Origin of the sequence: Citrobacter sp. Cpo012 (genome assembly GCF_030333015.1) — a bacterium.
GTDB classification, from domain to species: domain Bacteria; phylum Pseudomonadota; class Gammaproteobacteria; order Enterobacterales; family Enterobacteriaceae; genus Citrobacter; species Citrobacter portucalensis.
Genome location: NZ_JAOWGR010000038.1, coordinates 80,050 through 96,716 on the forward strand (window position 1 = coordinate 80,050; position 16,667 = coordinate 96,716).

The 16,667-nt window shown below is 52.4% G+C and carries 16 protein-coding genes; 2 read left to right on the forward strand and 14 right to left on the reverse strand.

The annotated features are described in order from the left end of the window. Window positions 1-230 precede the first annotated feature (230 nt). From OGX90_RS13535 to yceD, 13 genes are all read right to left on the reverse strand, one after another. Window positions 231-1,028 (reverse strand): metal-dependent hydrolase, encoded by a 798-nt coding sequence (locus OGX90_RS13535; protein WP_020996495.1) that lies wholly within the window; start codon window positions 1,026-1,028, stop codon window positions 231-233. 10 nt (window positions 1,029-1,038) lie between these two features. Next, window positions 1,039-2,043, reverse strand: a complete 1,005-nt coding sequence (holB, locus tag OGX90_RS13540; RefSeq protein ID WP_128611804.1) for a DNA polymerase III subunit delta' — start codon at window positions 2,041-2,043, stop codon at window positions 1,039-1,041. Continuing rightward, window positions 2,040-2,681 (reverse strand): dTMP kinase, encoded by a 642-nt coding sequence (gene tmk, locus OGX90_RS13545; protein ID WP_008784374.1) that lies wholly within the window; start codon window positions 2,679-2,681, stop codon window positions 2,040-2,042. Before tmk ends, holB begins: the two co-directional genes overlap by 4 nt. After that, window positions 2,671-3,693: a cell division protein YceG gene (gene yceG, locus OGX90_RS13550; RefSeq protein WP_008784373.1), complete on the reverse strand. Its 1,023-nt coding sequence runs from the start codon at window positions 3,691-3,693 to the stop codon at window positions 2,671-2,673. Before yceG ends, tmk begins: the two co-directional genes overlap by 11 nt. Window positions 3,694-3,695: 2 nt before the next feature. Next, entirely contained in the window at window positions 3,696-4,505 is an 810-nt protein-coding gene (gene pabC / locus OGX90_RS13555) for an aminodeoxychorismate lyase (protein WP_286624069.1), read from the reverse strand. A 135-nt stretch (window positions 4,506-4,640) separates the two neighbouring features. After that, complete coding sequence (gene fabF, locus OGX90_RS13560) at window positions 4,641-5,882, reverse strand: beta-ketoacyl-ACP synthase II (RefSeq protein WP_003036260.1); 1,242 nt, start codon at window positions 5,880-5,882, stop codon at window positions 4,641-4,643. Between the two features lie 85 nt (window positions 5,883-5,967). Continuing rightward, window positions 5,968-6,204: an acyl carrier protein gene (gene acpP, locus OGX90_RS13565; protein ID WP_000103754.1), complete on the reverse strand. Its 237-nt coding sequence runs from the start codon at window positions 6,202-6,204 to the stop codon at window positions 5,968-5,970. A 154-nt stretch (window positions 6,205-6,358) separates the two neighbouring features. After that, window positions 6,359-7,093 (reverse strand): 3-oxoacyl-ACP reductase FabG, encoded by a 735-nt coding sequence (gene fabG, locus OGX90_RS13570; RefSeq protein ID WP_003036255.1) that lies wholly within the window; start codon window positions 7,091-7,093, stop codon window positions 6,359-6,361. A 12-nt stretch (window positions 7,094-7,105) separates the two neighbouring features. Beyond that, window positions 7,106-8,035 carry an ACP S-malonyltransferase gene (gene fabD, locus OGX90_RS13575; RefSeq protein WP_003832182.1) on the reverse strand — a complete coding sequence of 310 codons (930 nt, stop codon included), beginning with the start codon at window positions 8,033-8,035 and terminating at the stop codon, window positions 7,106-7,108. Window positions 8,036-8,050: 15 nt separating this feature from the next. Continuing rightward, window positions 8,051-9,004 (reverse strand): beta-ketoacyl-ACP synthase III, encoded by a 954-nt coding sequence (gene fabH / locus OGX90_RS13580; protein WP_003832181.1) that lies wholly within the window; start codon window positions 9,002-9,004, stop codon window positions 8,051-8,053. 77 nt (window positions 9,005-9,081) lie between these two features. Further along, on the reverse strand, window positions 9,082-10,161 hold the full coding sequence (gene plsX, locus OGX90_RS13585; protein ID WP_103014535.1) for a phosphate acyltransferase PlsX: 1,080 nt from the start codon (window positions 10,159-10,161) through the stop codon (window positions 9,082-9,084). A gap of 123 nt (window positions 10,162-10,284) precedes the next feature. After that, entirely contained in the window at window positions 10,285-10,458 is a 174-nt protein-coding gene (gene rpmF, locus OGX90_RS13590) for a 50S ribosomal protein L32 (RefSeq protein WP_003036242.1), read from the reverse strand. A 16-nt stretch (window positions 10,459-10,474) separates the two neighbouring features. After that, complete coding sequence (gene yceD, locus OGX90_RS13595; RefSeq protein ID WP_003036239.1) at window positions 10,475-10,996, reverse strand: 23S rRNA accumulation protein YceD; 522 nt, start codon at window positions 10,994-10,996, stop codon at window positions 10,475-10,477. Between the two features lie 197 nt (window positions 10,997-11,193). On the opposite strand from yceD, the gene OGX90_RS13600 reads away from it, so the two are divergent. Further along, window positions 11,194-11,778: a Maf family protein gene (locus tag OGX90_RS13600; RefSeq protein WP_198802001.1), complete on the forward strand. Its 585-nt coding sequence runs from the start codon at window positions 11,194-11,196 to the stop codon at window positions 11,776-11,778. A gap of 82 nt (window positions 11,779-11,860) precedes the next feature. Here OGX90_RS13600 and rluC read toward each other — a convergent pair whose 3' ends face one another. Further along, complete coding sequence (rluC, locus tag OGX90_RS13605) at window positions 11,861-12,814, reverse strand: 23S rRNA pseudouridine(955/2504/2580) synthase RluC (protein ID WP_003036228.1); 954 nt, start codon at window positions 12,812-12,814, stop codon at window positions 11,861-11,863. 574 nt (window positions 12,815-13,388) lie between these two features. On the opposite strand from rluC, the gene rne reads away from it, so the two are divergent. After that, window positions 13,389-16,652, forward strand: coding sequence for a ribonuclease E (gene rne, locus OGX90_RS13610; RefSeq protein ID WP_286624073.1), 3,264 nt, complete (start codon window positions 13,389-13,391; stop codon window positions 16,650-16,652). Window positions 16,653-16,667 lie beyond the last annotated feature (15 nt).

Genomic DNA, 16,667 nt, shown 5'->3' on the forward strand with positions numbered 1-16,667 from the left:
ACCTCGCCGTGTACAGGGCATCTAAGTACCCTTTATTTATTACACAGAGTAAAATAATTCAGTTTGTTTTTGTTTGACGGCTATCACAGTTCAGTCGTGAATGGCCGCAAAATCCGCACATTCCGATAAAATGCGTTTCTGAATGTGTCAAACTGATTATTCACCGCCCATTTTGTGGCGGTGAACTTTACTCGCATTAGTGATTAATTACGAGCTTTAAAAAAAGTCAGTTAACGAACAGATTGCAGGCGAGAAGCGTCGATGTGAAACAGGCGGGCAAAGTTATCAGTGGTTGCCTGCGCCAGTTCTTCAACGGCAACACCTTTCACTACGGCCATGTACTCTGCAACGTCACGAGTCATGGCGGGCTGGTTCTCTTTTCCACGATGCGGTACAGGCGCAAGGTAGGGAGAATCCGTCTCGACCAATAACCGGTCCAGAGGAACATAGCGGGCGGCATCACGGAGCTGCTCTGCATTTCGGAACGTGACGATGCCGGAAAACGAGATATAGAATCCAAGGTCCAGTAATTTGCCCGCCGTTTCTCTGTCCTCTGTAAAACAGTGTAGTACGCCGCCACAATCCGTCACTTTTTCTTCGCGCAGAATAGACAGCGTATCGGCTCGCGCATCGCGGGTATGCACGATAACCGGCTTCTGTAACTCACGGCCGATCTGAATATGGTGGATAAAAGATTCCTGCTGGCGCACCTTTGTTTCCGGCGTGTAAAAATAGTCCAGCCCGGTTTCTCCCATCGCCACAACCCCCTCTTCGGCGGCAAAGCGACGCAGGTCCTCAACATCATAGGTTTCATCCTGATTTAACGGATGCACGCCGCAGGAGAAAACGACATTGTCACGCTCACCGACCAGTTCGCGCATACTGCGATATCCAGGCAGAGTTGTCGCGACGGCAAGACAGAATTTCACATCACGTGCGGCCGCTTTTGCCAGCACGTCATCCACGTCCTTATGCAGAGATTGATAATCCAGGCCATCAAGATGGCAGTGTGAGTCGACTAAAAACATAATGTCTCTCTCAAAGATGGGGAACAGGCAGTACGGTGCCTGGTTGCAGGTAATGCTCAATACGAAGAATAAGATCGGTTAACACCAGCTCACGGTTTACGCCTGTTACGTTCAGCAGTTGCTGACGACAATGACAAACGTCACCGAGTATCGCCTGTATCTGGGCAACGGATAACCGTTCTGCGATAGAAGATATCAGGTCCAACGCATCAGGATTCGTTAAATGGGAAACGCCATACGGACGTTTCAACGCATCCGTCAACAACGTTGCCAGCCAGTGTAAACGGGCGGCAGCCTGATCGTGGTTTAACGCCGCGAGCAAGATATACCAGTCGCCTGCGTTTAATGTGTTCACCAGTGCCGCACAAAAATCTGTGCGGTGCGCCCAGCTTTCAGCCTGTAACAACGTAAGTGCCGCGCCAGGCGAACCAGCACTCAGGCGTAACGCGCTAAGCAGCGCTTCTGACGACGCAGTCACCTCACGAGCAAGCCAGGAAATCGCATACGACTCCGGCGGTGGTGCAAGATGATGTAACCGACAACGGCTGCGTAATGTCGCCAGCAAGCGAGCTGGCTCCGTGCTGGCGAGGAAAAACCAGGTTTGTGCCGGGGGTTCTTCCAGCGTTTTCAGCAAGGCGTTGGCGGCGGCATCGGTTAACTGGGCAGCATCCGGGATCCACACGACCTTCGCACCGCCGAGACGCGAATGCTCGTACAGCTTTTCACTGACTTCGCGTACCGCATCAACCCCGAGCGTGCTTTTGCCTTTTTCCGGCAGCAGCGAATAGTAGTCAGGGTGCGTCCCCGCCTGCATTAGCTGACAGCCGCGGCACTGTCCACAGCTTTTATGCCCTTCCGGCTGCTGGCACATTAAATAGCGGCTGAGGGCGTAAATCAGCGCGTCGTCGCCCATTCCGGGTAACGCCTGAATCAGTAACGCATGGTGACCACGACCAGCCTGGTAGCTGGCTACCAGTTTTTCAAAATCCGGTCGTAACCATGGGTACCATTTCATGCGCCCTGCTCCTTCACCCATTGGGTGATGGTATGACGGATATCAGCCATCACAGCCTCCAACGGCTGCGTAGCATCTATAGTTCGAATGCTGGTGTCTTTGGCAGCCAGCTCAAGATAGCGCGCGCGAGTACGATTAAAGAAGTCGAAAGATTCCTGCTCAATACGATCCAGCTCGCCGCGGGCACGGGCACGCTTCAACCCGACTTCTGGCGTCACATCCAGATAGATCGTCAGGTCCGGGCGAAAATCACCAAGCACCGCATCGCGCAAGGTTGCCAGCATGTTTTGATCGATACCGCGTCCGCCGCCCTGATACGCCTGGGTCGACAGATCGTGACGATCGCCAATTACCCACGCGCCTTTCGCCAGTGCAGGTTTAATAACGGTTTCGACCAACTGTACACGCGCCGCGTAAAACATCAGAACTTCGGCTTTATCGGTAATGACCTCGTCACCGACCGATTTAATATCCAGCACCAGACTTCTTAGTTTCTCAGCCAGCTGCGTTCCACCAGGTTCACGGGTGAAAACCATGTCACGAATACCGAGTTGCTCAAGTGTCTCCACCACCACGTTACGCGCGGTGGTTTTTCCGGCGCCTTCCAGGCCTTCAATGACGATATAGTTACTGCCCATTTTTTTCCTTAAGCACTTTCAGGTAATCCTGCACGGACCGGTTATGGCTGGCAAGATTGGTGTTAAACGTGTGGCCGCCTTTACCGTCAGCCACAAAATAGAGATACGGCGTTTTTGCCGGATGCGCCGCGGCCTGCAATGAAGCCTCTCCCGGCATGGCAATCGGGCCTGGCGGCAGTCCCGTAATGGTATAGGTGTTATAGGCGGTCGGGGTGTCTAAATCCACACGCGACAATTTGCCATTATACCGTGTACCCATCCCGTAAATCACGGTCGGATCGGTTTGTAAACGCATACCGATACGTAAGCGGTTAATAAAGACCGAAGCCACCTGGTCGCGCTCGCTGGCAACCGCAGTTTCTTTTTCAATAATAGAAGCCATGGTTACCAGCTGATTTTTGTCCTGATAAGGCAGGCCATCAGCGCGTCCCTCCCAGACAGTATCCACCGCTTTAACCATTTTCTGATGCGCGCGTTTTAGTAACGCTACGTCAGTAGTATTGGCGGTATACATCCAGGTATCTGGCCAGAACCAGCCTTCTACCCATTGCGGGTTTTCAAGCTTCAGCGCCTCGGCCACGGTCTCATAGCTATCGTCGCTTAACGTATGTTTGATATACGGGGCATCACGCAGCTGTTTGAGGTAATCGCTCAGGCGCATCCCTTCAACCAGACGTAACGGGAACTGCGCCTCTTTGCCGCTTTCCAGCAGTTGCAGCATGTCCCGCACCGTCATGTCAGGCGTGAAGCGATATGTTCCGGCCTTAAAATGCGACAGCTCGGGCTCCACACGCAGCAGCCACTGGAACACGCGCGGACGATTGATAACTTTGTCTGCATACAGCTGTTCGCCGAGAGCCAGACGGCCCGTCCCCGCTTTCAGCGTAAAAATCGTTTCTTCTTTAATCAATAATTTGCTGTCCGCCAGATGGCGAACTTTCCACATTCCCACTCCAGCGGCAATGCCCAGCACAACCAGCAATAACAGGACAACAAGTAACAGTTTTTTCATGACTAATTCGGGTGCTCACAAAGTGGGGCTAAATAATCGAATAACAAACGTGAAGACAACAACGTGTCGCCACAGGCACGCACGGGAATAATGGGCATTAACGCGTTACAGACGACGATTTCATCAGCCTGCATTACCTCCTCCAACCCGGCATACACTTCGACAATACTGAATGGCGATTGTGCCAGCATCCGGATACAGAATTGTCGCATAATACCGTTCACTCCGGCCTGGTCCAGCCGGGGCGTGTAAACCACATCGCCTTTACGCCAGAACAAATTAGCCGCACAGCATTCCGTAACCCATCCCTTGCTGTCAAGAACCAGCGCTTCATCGGCGTCCGTCTGTTCAAGATGAGAGCGAATCAACACCTGCTCCAGTCGATTCAGGTGTTTAAGCCCGGCAAGCAGTGGATTACGTCCCAGCCGCACTGGGCTTAGCGCCAACGTAATACCTTCTTGCCGCCAACGATCGTAATGATCGGGCCAGGATGAAACGGAGAGGATGCGTGTGGCACTATGACAATTTTTGCCACTGTAACCCCGGCCTCCACTGCCACGGCTGATAATCACTTTCAACACACCGCGTACGTGCCCTTTCGCCAGCATTTTCATTTCATTTTGCAGCTCGGACCAATCTTCAAAAGAGATCAGCAGTTTTTGGCAAGCGTCTTGTAAACGCTCAAGATGCGCTGCAAAGAGAGGAATTTCACCGTCGATAATACAGGCAGTGGTAAAACAGCCATCACCAAATTGGGTCGCTCGATCGCTTGCGGCCAGCATATCTTGCTCGCAGCCATTAATTAAGAACATGGTGGCTCCTTATTTCTGGTCCGCTAGTTTGGCAGGATGAGTAACACAGGACAAGGGCGGAAAACCGAATAAAAAAAGGCCCGACAAGCGGACCTTTTCAATTTGCTATCGATGCTAGCGCATCACCTGACGGACTTAAATCTTTTTAAAGATCAAAGAGCCGTTGGTACCACCGAAGCCAAAGGAGTTACACAGCGCATACTCCAGACCACTAACCTGACGCGCTTCGTGAGGTACGAAGTCCAGGTCACAACCTTCATCCGGGTTATCCAGGTTGATGGTTGGCGGAATAGCCTGATCGCGCAGCGCCAGGATAGAGAAAATAGACTCTACCGCGCCCGCCGCACCCAACAGGTGTCCGGTCATGGATTTGGTGGAGCTTACCATCACACGGCTTGCCGCATCGCCAAAGACAGATTTCACTGCCTGGGTTTCAGCTTTATCGCCTGCAGGCGTAGACGTACCATGTGCGTTGACATAGCCGATCTGACCCGCTTCAATAGCCGCATCGCGCAGTGCGTTGACCATTGCCAGCGCAGCGCCTGCACCGTTTTCCGGTGGCGACGTCATGTGGTAAGCATCGCTGCTCATACCGAAGCCAACGACTTCAGCATAGATTTTTGCACCGCGCGCTTTCGCATGCTCGTACTCTTCCAGTACCACCATGCCAGCACCGTCGCCCAGCACAAAGCCGTCACGCTCTTTGTCCCATGGGCGGCTTGCCGCTTGCGGGTTATCATTACGCGTAGACAGTGCACGTGCCGCGCCAAAGCCACCCACACCCAACGGCGTACTGGCTTTTTCAGCACCACCCGCAACCATCGCGTCTGCATCGCCGTATGCAATGATACGTGCGGCATGACCGATGTTATGCACGCCTGAAGTACAGGCGGTCGCGATGGAGATGCTTGGCCCTTGCAGGCCGTACATGATGGTCAGGTGACCAGCCACCATGTTAACAATCGTCGACGGAACGAAGAACGGGCTGATCTTACGCGGTCCACCGTTTACCAGTGAGGTATGGTTTTCTTCGATCAGACCGAGACCGCCAATACCAGAGCCGATAGCGGCGCCAATACGATGAGCGTTCTCTTCCGTAATTTCGAGGCCAGAATCCTGCATGGCCTGAACGCCAGCGACAATTCCATATTGAATGAAGGCATCCATCTTGCGCTGTTCTTTACGCGAGATAATGTCTTCACAGTTAAAATCCTTTACTAAGCCAGCAAATTTCGTTGCATAGGCGCTAGTATCGAAATGGTCGATCAGGCTGATGCCACTCTGACCGGCAAGGAGAGCTTTCCAGGTAGACTCTACGGTATTGCCGACAGGAGACAACATGCCCAGTCCGGTCACAACTACACGACGCTTAGACACGGTTGTCCTCCAGGGAGGGAAAATAATTCAAGTGGGATAAAAAGATAAAACTCAGGCGGTCGAATGACCGCCTGGAGATGTTCACTTACGCCTGGTGGCCGTTGATGTAATCAATGGCAGCCTGAACGGTAGTGATTTTCTCAGCTTCTTCGTCCGGAATCTCAGTATCAAACTCTTCTTCCAGAGCCATTACCAGCTCAACGGTGTCAAGAGAATCTGCGCCCAGGTCTTCAACGAAGGAAGCATTGTTGGTTACTTCTTCCTGCTTAACGCCCAGCTGTTCGCCGATAATTTTCTTAACGCGTTCTTCGATAGTGCTCATACTCTTAAATTTCCTATCAAAACTCGCTTTCGCGATGGTTTTCGTAGTGTATAAAATGTTGAAAAATTTGCAACTAAATCCCGGCAGGTCTTACCACGATTTTACGTTATTTTGAGGCCAAGACCTACAATAACGCAAATATTTTTCATCGTGGTTAAACCATGTACATCCCGCCGTTGACGTGCAAAGTCTCACCTGTGATGTAACTTGCTTCGTCAGAAGCTAAAAATGCAACCGCACTGGCGATTTCCTGAGCGCCACCGAGGCGACCCGCAGGAACCTGCGCCAGAATACCCGCACGCTGATCATCAGACAGCGCACGCGTCATGTCCGTTTCAATAAAGCCCGGAGCAACAACGTTTACAGTAATGCCACGAGACGCAACTTCGCGCGCCAGTGATTTACTGAAGCCGATCAGACCCGCTTTCGCCGCAGCGTAGTTAGCCTGACCCGCATTTCCCATGGTACCAACCACAGAACCGATAGTGATAATACGCCCATGACGCTTTTTCATCATAGCTCGCATTACCGCTTTTGACAGACGGAAAACAGATGACAGGTTGGTTTCGATGATATCGTTCCACTCGTCATCTTTCATGCGCATTAACAGGTTATCACGAGTAATCCCGGCATTATTGACCAGGATATCGACTTCACCAAATTCTGCGCGAATATTTTCCAGAACAGATTCGATAGATGCCGGATCGGTCACATTCAACATCAGACCTTTACCATTTGCACCTAAGTAATCGCTAATGGCCTGCGCGCCGCTTTCGCTGGTAGCAGTACCGATAACTTTCGCGCCACGGGCAACAAGTGTCTCAGCAATTGCGCGGCCAATGCCACGGCTTGCACCGGTAACCAGCGCGATTTTTCCTTCAAAACTCATGGTCTTCCTCTTTTATTGCTCTAGCGCCGCAGACAGTGCCGCCGGCTCATTCAGTGCCGAAGCAGTCAGGGTGTCAACAATACGTTTCGTCAGACCGGTCAGAACTTTACCCGGACCGACTTCATACAGGTGCTCTACGCCCTGGGATGCCATAAATTCAACGGTTTTAGTCCACTGAACCGGGCTATACAGCTGACGAACCAGCGCATCGCGAATTGCGTCTGCCGTGGTCTCGCACTTCACGTCGACGTTGTTCACAACCGGAACAGTCGGCGCGTTAAAGGTGATTTTCTGCAGCTCAACGGCCAGTTTCTCAGCGGCAGGCTTCATCAGCGCGCAGTGAGAAGGAACGCTGACCGGCAGCGGCAGCGCACGCTTAGCGCCCGCGGCTTTACAGGCAGCACCAGCACGTTCTACGGCTTCTTTATGCCCGGCAATAACCACCTGACCCGGTGAGTTAAAGTTTACTGGTGAAACCACCTGGCCTTCGGCAGACTCTTCGCACGCTTTAGCGATAGCGGCATCGTCCAGACCGATAATAGCAGACATGCCGCCAGTGCCTTCCGGAACCGCTTCCTGCATGAATTTGCCACGCAGTTCAACCAGACGTACGGCATCGGCAAAACCGATAACACCCGCACATACCAGAGCAGAATATTCGCCCAGGCTATGACCCGCCATCAGCGCAGGTGTTTTACCCCCCTGCTGCTGCCATACGCGATAAAGCGCAACGGATGCGGTCAACAGCGCGGGCTGCGTCTGCCAGGTTTTATTCAGTTCTTCAGCCGGACCTTGCTGAGTCAACGCCCACAGATCATAGCCCAGTGCAGCTGATGCTTCAGCAAATGTTTCTTCAACAATTGGGTAGTTTGCTGCCATTTCAGACAACATCCCAACGGTCTGGGAACCCTGCCCCGGAAACACAAATGCAAATTGCGTCATGTTTAAATCCTTATACTAGAAACGAACCAGCGCGGAGCCCCAGGTGAATCCACCCCCGAAGGCTTCAAGCAATATCAACTGCCCAGCTTTAATACGCCCGTCGCGGACGGCTTCGTCCAGCGCGCACGGTACGGAGGCAGCAGAGGTATTACCATGTCTGTCGAGCGTCACGACAACATTATCCATCGACATACCCAGCTTTTTAGCTGTCGCGCTGATAATGCGCAGGTTAGCCTGATGCGGCACCAGCCAGTCCAGCGCAGAACGGTCGAGATTATTGGCTTCCAGCGTTTCATCAACGATGTGCGCAAGCTCGGTCACCGCGACTTTAAATACTTCGTTACCCGCCATCGTCAGGTGGATCGGGTTTTCCGGGTTCACGCGATCGGCGTTAGGCAGCGTCAACAGTTCGCCGTAGCGACCGTCAGCGTGCAGATGCGTGGAGAGAATACCTGGCTCTTCTGATGCGCTCAGTACAACCGCACCAGCCCCATCACCGAAAATGATGATCGTTCCGCGATCGGTTGGATCGCAGGTACGGGCCAGGACATCGGAGCCAACGACCAGAGCATGCTTAACTGCGCCAGATTTAACGTACTGGTCGGCAACGCTCAGGGCGTAAGTGAAGCCAGCACAAGCGGCTGCAACGTCAAACGCCGGACAGCCTTTGATCCCCAGCATACTTTGGATCTGGCACGCCGCGCTTGGAAATGCGTGAGTGGATGATGTGGTAGCAACCACAATCAGACCAATTTGTTCTTTGTCGATGCCCGCCATTTCAATCGCACGGTTTGCGGCGGCAAAGCCCATCGTCGCAACTGTTTCATTTGGCGCTGCAATATGGCGTTCACGGATACCTGTACGAGTGACGATCCACTCATCAGACGTCTCAACCATTTTTTCCAAATCGGCGTTAGTACGCACTTGTTCAGGCAGATAGCTGCCAGTACCAATAATCTTCGTATACATGTACGCTCAGTCACTTTTTGGTTATATACCGCTACGAGCAAATCGCTGATACGTTGGCCACATTCACAAACGCACCGTTATCTGTGTGCTCGTGATTTTGCGTTTTCGCCACCGTCCAGCAGTTCGAATCCAGCTGGGTATACAGATTCCAGGCGAGCGGCAATTCGCTGAGGAACTTGTCGCTGCACCGCCTGCACTGCCTGTTCAATCGCGACTTCAAATGCTCGCTGATTGGCCGCACCATGACTCTTAATCACCGTGCCGCGCAATCCTAACAGACAGGCGCCATTATACTGGTCGGGGTTGAGGTGACTAAATCGCCTTGTCAGGCTTTTTTGTAACCAACGTTTTAATAACAGAAGCCACCACGACCGTTTTTTGCCCTCACCCTGAGATTTCAGCAGTGAAAGGAACATTCTGACAACACCTTCCATCGTCTTTAATGTGACATTACCTGTAAAACCGTCACAGACCAACACATCGGTTTTGCCAGTCAGTAACTCATTGGCTTCAAGATAGCCGATATAATTAATGGAAGGGATTGTTTTTAGCACAGCTGAAGCATCTCGAATACTGTCGAGACCTTTCGTTTCTTCTTCGCCGATGTTGAGTAACGCTACGCGAGGATTGGCAATGCCAACAACCTCTTCTGCCAGCACGGAACCCATGACGGCAAATTGCACCAACATCGTGCTATCACAATCTACGTTGGCGCCCAAATCCAGCACCACCGTTTTGCCCTTTTGCTGATGGGGTAACACCGTCACCAACGCAGGACGCTCAATCCCCTCAAGAGGTTTGAGCAATAACTTCGCAAGTCCCATGAGTGCGCCCGTATTACCGGCGCTGACACAAGCTTGTGCCTGACCTTCTTTCACGAGCTCCAGGGCAACACGCATTGAGCTTCCACGACTGGCGCGAATAGCTTGCGAGGGCCGGGCATCACTGGCAATAACTGACTGAGCAGGGATAATCTGCAGACGCGAACGTTGTTCGAAGTCAGCTTTGGCAAGTAATGGCGTGATTGTATCGGGATCCCCGACTAAAAGAAGTGTGAGTTGCGAATTAGAATTCAGTGCCTGCAATGCTGCAGGCACTGTCACGGTAGGGCCAAAATCTCCCCCCATGACATCTAACGCCAGGGTTAGACGTGTCAAGGTATCGTCGCTGCCCGGTTAGGTGTTTCCCCAGTCACCCGGGGAAAGCCTCACTAAGCTTCATCACGCGTTCACTCTTTGTCTTTCTCACCAGAAGTGGGAAAGCCATTGAGTCATGCGTGATTACTTAGCGATTACCTTACGGCCACGGTAGAAACCGTCGGCAGTGATGTGGTGACGCAGGTGTTGTTCACCAGAAGTTTTGTCTACAGACAGGCTGGTGACTGCGGTCAGAGCGTCATGAGAACGACGCATGCCACGTTTGGAACGGGTTGGTTTATTCTGTTGTACGGCCATGGACCTTACTCCTCAATTACTTACGCTTTAAGCTGGCTAATACGGCAAATGGGTTTGGTTTTTGCGCTTCATCAGGCAATTCGCCAAAGACCATGTCCGCCTCGGACACTTCACAGTGTTCAGAATCATGCACCGGAACTACCGGCAAGGAGAGGATAATCTCATCTTCAACCATTGCAAGCAGATCGATTTCACCGAATTCGTTAACCTCAATCGGCTCATACGCTTCCGGGAGTGCTTCAGCCTGCTCGTCAGAACGGACAGGACTAAAACAATATGTTGTGTGAACATGAAGTGGGAACGGTTTCCCGCAACGCTGACATTCGAGCGTAACCGATACCTTCGCATCACCGGTTATAACGGCGAGACGCTGGTTATCGATAGCGAACGACATGGAGCATTCCACATCACTGTCCACACTGACTACAGAATCGGCGACGCGCTCAACCAGATCAGAAGTATAGATACCTTCATAATCGAGGCGTTTTTGAGCCGTACGAACCGGATCAAGAGTCAGGGGTAATTTTACCTTTTGCATAGGGCGCGCATATTAACTTTGTAACGTCATATAGTCAAAGAAAAAGGCAGCCTGTGGTTGCCTTTTGCCAATAATTCGCACACATTGCGGGTCATCGACTTAAAATCGCTCAAGACAAGCCACTACAGCCAGCTTGTAGGTCGAAGTCCATAGTTTAAAATGGCTATCATCAATACGCTATATGCGAGGGAAAAAATATGCCTCAACTTATTCTTGCTTCTACCTCCCCCTGGCGTCGCGCTTTACTCGAAAAACTGGCAATCCCGTTTGAATGCGCTGCGCCAGAGGTTGATGAAACGCCGTTGCCCGGCGAGGCACCACGCCATTTAGTCTTGCGACTGGCGCAGAAAAAAGCGCAATCTCTCGCCCACCGTTACCCATCGCATCTGATTATTGGCTCCGATCAAATTTGTGTTCTTGATGGTGAAATAACAGGCAAACCATTAACTGAAGAAAATGCGCGCCAACAATTACTCAAAGCCCGTGGCAATATTGTGACGTTTTACACCGGACTGGCGCTGTATAATTCTGCGACCGGACATTTACAAACTGAAGTAGAACCTTTTGACGTCCATTTCCGTCATTTAAGCGAGGTGGAAATTGATGATTATCTGCGTAAAGAGCGCCCGCTCCATTGTGCAGGTAGTTTCAAAAGTGAAGGGTTAGGTATTGCACTCTTTGAACGCCTGGAGGGTCGTGACCCAAATACCCTGATCGGTTTGCCGCTTATCGCGTTGTGTCAAATGCTGCGGCGGGAAGAGATGAACCCGTTGAATGCCTGATTGATCTGCCTGATGGCGACGCGATGCGTCTTATCAGGCCTACGGTGCATCACACGATTGTAGGCCTGATAAGCAACGCGCATCAGGCTTTACTGCGTAAAACCTCGAGGCAGCGCTTCAATTGCTTATCCATCGGCGCCTCAATACGCATCACTTCACCCGTTCCCGGATGGGTAAATTTCAACGCTGCGGCGTGCAGGAAAAGTCGATTCAACCCCGTATCCGCCAGTTGCTTATCGAACTCACGGTCACCGTAGCGATCGTCAAAAGCAATTGGATGACCGGCATACTGGGTATGCACACGAATCTGGTGCGTACGTCCGGTCACCGGGCTACAGCGCACAAGCGTGGCAAACGCATAGCGCTCTTCCACTTTAAAACGTGTTTCTGACGGTTTGCCTTCCTGGTTCACCCGCACGATACGCTCGCCACTTTGCAGAATGTTCTTTAACAGCGGCGCCTGCACGGTTTTGACATGCGACTGCCATTGGCCTCGAACCAGCGCGAGATAGTCTTTCTGCATGCCTTTTTCACGCAGTTGTTCATGCAATGAACGCAAGGCTGAGCGCTTTTTAGCCACCAGCAAAACGCCGGAGGTATCCCGGTCGAGGCGATGCACCAGTTCAAGGAAACGCGCTTCCGGGCGCAGCGCACGTAATCCTTCAATGACGCCAAAGCTTAACCCGCTTCCGCCATGTACGGCCGTACCTGAAGGTTTGTTAAGCACCAGAATGTGGTCATCTTCATATAAAATGACGTCGGTCAGCGCCGCGACCTTTTGCAGGTTCGGTGAAATGGCCTCTTCTTCACGTTCAGCGACCCGCACAGGTGGAATACGCACAATATCCCCGTCTTCGAGTTTGTACTCGGGTTTAATGCGTTTTTTATTCACCCGCACTTCGCCTTTACGCAAAATGCGATAAATCATACTTTTCGGCACGCCCTTAAGCTGGGTGCGCAAAAAGTTATCGATGCGTTGCCCTGCTTCGTCGGCAGTAATGGCAACTGTTTTTACGGCTGGAGTCTCTGTTTTCATGGGGGCCGATTTTAAATAGCCATCAAGATTCGCGCCACACATTTTTCTATGCTTATATTAACTGCTATACCTTATTACTTAAGTTTGACATAGCCGATTTGGTGGTTATTAAAGCAATCACTACGCGGAAGTGAAAAAACTGTGAGTAACCGGGTGATAAATGGCAAAAGTCATCTTGCTATAACAAGGTTAGCAGTGGAATAATGAGGTTGTTTCCGTGTTGAATCTTGTTAAAACAAGAACTTTTCCGGAATGACCCAATTTTGCCCGACCGATCATCAACGCAGCAATGGCGTAAGACGTATTGATCTTTCAGGCAGTTAGCGGGCTGCGGGTTGCAGTCCTTACCGGTAATATGGAAGCTTTTCTGGAGAGTAACACCCAGACTGTTCCCCTGATAATTGCGCTGTGTTTCCGTATGAAATGCAGGCAACCGACACTCTGCGCCTCTTTGAGCTGACGATAACCGTGAGGTTGGCGACGCGAATAGACACGAGGCCATCGGTTCACACCCGGAAAGGCATTACTCTGCCCGCAGCTTAGTCGTCAATGTAAGAATAATGAGTAAGTTACGATGAAAAGAATGTTAATTAACGCAACTCAGCAGGAAGAGTTGCGTGTCGCCCTTGTAGATGGGCAACGTCTGTACGATCTGGATATCGAAAGTCCTGGACACGAACAGAAAAAAGCCAACATCTATAAAGGCAAAATTACCCGTATTGAACCGAGTCTGGAAGCTGCTTTTGTTGATTACGGCGCTGAACGTCACGGTTTCCTCCCGTTAAAAGAAATTGCCCGCGAATACTTCCCCGCTAACTACAACTCCCATGGTCGTCCCAACATTAAAGACGTGTTGCGCGAAGGTCAGGAAGTCATCGTTCAGATCGATAAAGAAGAACGCGGCAATAAAGGCGCTGCGCTGACTACCTTTATCAGCCTGGCGGGTAGTTATCTGGTTCTGATGCCGAACAACCCGCGCGCGGGCGGTATCTCCCGTCGCATTGAAGGCGACGACCGTACCGAATTAAAAGAAGCGCTGGCAAGCCTGGAATTGCCTGATGGCATGGGGCTTATCGTGCGTACCGCAGGGGTCGGCAAATCCGCCGAAGCACTGCAGTGGGACCTGAGCTTCCGCCTGAAGCACTGGGAAGCGATTCAAAAAGCCGCTGACAGCCGCCCTGCTCCGTTCCTGATCCACCAGGAAAGCAACGTTATCGTTCGCGCTTTCCGTGACTACTTACGTCAGGACATCGGCGAAATCCTTATCGATAATCCGAAAGTGATGGAGATGGCGCGTCAGCACATCGCCGCACTGGGTCGTCCGGATTTCAGCAGCAAAATCAAACTGTACACCGGTGAAATCCCGCTGTTCAGCCACTATCAGATCGAGTCTCAGATTGAGTCCGCGTTCCAGCGCGAAGTGCGCCTGCCGTCCGGCGGCTCAATCGTTATTGACAGCACAGAGGCACTGACCGCTATCGATATCAACTCCGCACGCGCAACTCGCGGCGGCGACATCGAAGAAACTGCGTTCAACACTAACCTTGAAGCAGCCGATGAAATTGCCCGTCAGCTGCGTCTTCGCGACCTCGGCGGTCTGATTGTAATCGACTTCATTGATATGACGCCGGTTCGCCACCAGCGCGCGGTTGAAAACCGTCTGCGCGAGGCCGTACGCCAGGACAGAGCGCGTATTCAGATCAGCCATATTTCTCGCTTCGGTCTGCTGGAGATGTCTCGTCAGCGTCTGAGCCCGTCTCTGGGTGAATCCAGCCATCACGTGTGCCCACGCTGTTCCGGCACCGGTACCGTACGTGATAACGAATCACTGTCGCTGTCTATTCTGCGTCTGATCGAAGAAGAAGCACTGAAAGAAAATACGCAAGAAGTTCATGCTATTGTTCCTGTGCCAATCGCCTCTTACCTGCTTAACGAAAAACGTACCGCGGTTAATGCTATCGAAACGCGTCAGAATGGCGTGCGCTGTGTGATCGTGCCAAACGATCAGATGGAAACCCCGCACTATTCTGTGCTGCGCGTACGTAAAGGGGAAGAAACACCGACCCTGAGCTACCTGCTGCCGAAACTGCATGAAGAGGCAATGGCATTGCCGACGGAAGAAGAGTACGTCGAGCGTAAACAGCCTGAGCAACCGGCGCTGGCCACCTTCGCCATGCCAGACGTTCCGCCAGCCCCTGCTCTGCAGGAACCTGCCGCGAAAGCCACCGCGCCTAAAGCTGCAGCAGCAACCGCAGCCGTTGCCGCACAACCCGGTTTGATTAGCCGTTTCTTTGGCGCACTGAAGTCCATCTTCGGTGGTAGCGAAGAAGTGAAACCGGTTGAACAACCTGCGCCGAAAGCTGAAGAGAAAACCGAACGCCAGCAGGATCGTCGTAAACCGCGTCAGAACAATCGTCGCGACCGTAACGATCGTCGTGATAACCGTGATAATCGCGGTGACCGTGACAACCGTAGCGAACGTTCAGAAAACGGCGAAAACCGTGAAGATAACCGCCGTAACCGTCGTCAGTCCCAGCAGCAAAATGCGGAAGCTCGCGATAACCGCCAGCAAACCACTGATGTTGTAGACAAAGCGAAATCCGGTGATGAACAGCAGGCGCCGCGTCGCGAACGTAACCGCCGTCGTAACGATGACAAGCGTCAGGCTCAGCAGGAAGTTAAAGAGCTGAACCAGGCTGAACAACCTGTGCAGGATACCGAGCAGGAAGAGCGCGTACGTCAGCCTCAAACCCGCCGCAAACAGCGTCAGTTGACTCAGAAAGTTCGTTTCACAGACAGTCCGGCGGTTGAAGCCGAAGTGGCTACTGTTGCTGCAATCGCTGAAACTGCTGTTGCTCAACCAACAGAGCAGCCGGTACCGGCACAGCGCACCGAACTGGCGAAAGTTGATCTGCCAGCCGTCGTTGCGACTGAGCAGGAAGACAACAGCGAAGCTCGTGACTCCAACGGTATGCCGCGTCGTTCTCGCCGCTCTCCTCGCCATCTGCGCGTCAGTGGACAGCGTCGTCGTCGTTACCGTGACGAGCGTTATCCGGTTCAGTCGCCGATGCCGTTAACGGTCGCCTGCGCATCTCCTGAATTAGCGTCCGGTAAGGTTTGGATCCGCTACCCTGTTGCACGTCCTCAGGATCAGCAGGTTGAAGAACAGCGCGAACAGGAAATGATCCAGCAGCAAGCTGCACCTGTCGCCGTAGAACCTCAGGTTGCTGCCGCTGCCGTTGAACACATTGTGGATACCCCTGCGCCGGTTGAAGCCGTGCAACCAGAGGTTGTCGTAGCTGAGCCTCAGGCCGCCGTTGTTGAAACCACACAGGTTGAAACCACGCATCCGGAAGTGATTGCGACCCCGGTCGAGGAACAACCGCAAATTATCGCTGCATCTGATGCGCCCGTAGCAGAAGAAATCGCCGCTGAAGCCGAACCTGTGGCTGACGTTGTGACTGCACCGGTTGCCGAAGAGCCTGCAGAGGTTGTTATTCCCCAGCCAGAAGTGGTTGAAGAGATTACTGAGGTTGTGGAAACAGCGCCAGTTGTTGAAGAGGTTGCAGCGCCGAAAGACGTTGTTGCCGCGCCTGTCGTCGAAACTGAAGTCGTTAAGGCTGAAGTTGTCGCAGCCAGCGCTGATGCTGAACACCTGCACAGCCATGCAACCGCGCCAATGACCCGCGCTCCGGCACCGGAATATGTGCCAGAAGCGCCGCGTCATAGCGACTGGCAGCGTCCGGCATTCGCCTTTGAAGGCAAAGGTGCCGCAGGTGGACACAGCGCAACGCATCAAGCGACTGCGCCAGCAACACGTCCACAGCCTGTTGAGTAAGCCATAATCAATATC

Bases quoted from the DNA above. Each gene is read 5' to 3' on its own strand.
- fabG (WP_003036255.1), bottom strand. From the start codon at position 7,093: ATGAGTTTTGAAGGAAAAATCGCGCTGGTTACCGGTGCAAGCCGTGGC.
- holB (WP_128611804.1), bottom strand. From the start codon at position 2,043: ATGAAATGGTACCCATGGTTACGACCGGATTTTGAAAAACTGGTAGCC.
- rne (WP_286624073.1), top strand. From the start codon at position 13,389: ATGAAAAGAATGTTAATTAACGCAACTCAGCAGGAAGAGTTGCGTGTC.
- rluC (WP_003036228.1), bottom strand. From the start codon at position 12,814: ATGAAAACAGAGACTCCAGCCGTAAAAACAGTTGCCATTACTGCCGAC.
- yceG (WP_008784373.1), bottom strand. From the start codon at position 3,693: ATGAAAAAACTGTTACTTGTTGTCCTGTTATTGCTGGTTGTGCTGGGC.
- OGX90_RS13535 (WP_020996495.1), bottom strand. From the start codon at position 1,028: ATGTTTTTAGTCGACTCACACTGCCATCTTGATGGCCTGGATTATCAA.
- tmk (WP_008784374.1), bottom strand. From the start codon at position 2,681: ATGGGCAGTAACTATATCGTCATTGAAGGCCTGGAAGGCGCCGGAAAA.
- yceD (WP_003036239.1), bottom strand. From the start codon at position 10,996: ATGCAAAAGGTAAAATTACCCCTGACTCTTGATCCGGTTCGTACGGCT.
- pabC (WP_286624069.1), bottom strand. From the start codon at position 4,505: ATGTTCTTAATTAATGGCTGCGAGCAAGATATGCTGGCCGCAAGCGAT.
- OGX90_RS13600 (WP_198802001.1), top strand. From the start codon at position 11,194: ATGCCTCAACTTATTCTTGCTTCTACCTCCCCCTGGCGTCGCGCTTTA.
- fabD (WP_003832182.1), bottom strand. From the start codon at position 8,035: ATGACGCAATTTGCATTTGTGTTTCCGGGGCAGGGTTCCCAGACCGTT.
- acpP (WP_000103754.1), bottom strand. From the start codon at position 6,204: ATGAGCACTATCGAAGAACGCGTTAAGAAAATTATCGGCGAACAGCTG.
- rpmF (WP_003036242.1), bottom strand. From the start codon at position 10,458: ATGGCCGTACAACAGAATAAACCAACCCGTTCCAAACGTGGCATGCGT.
- fabH (WP_003832181.1), bottom strand. From the start codon at position 9,004: ATGTATACGAAGATTATTGGTACTGGCAGCTATCTGCCTGAACAAGTG.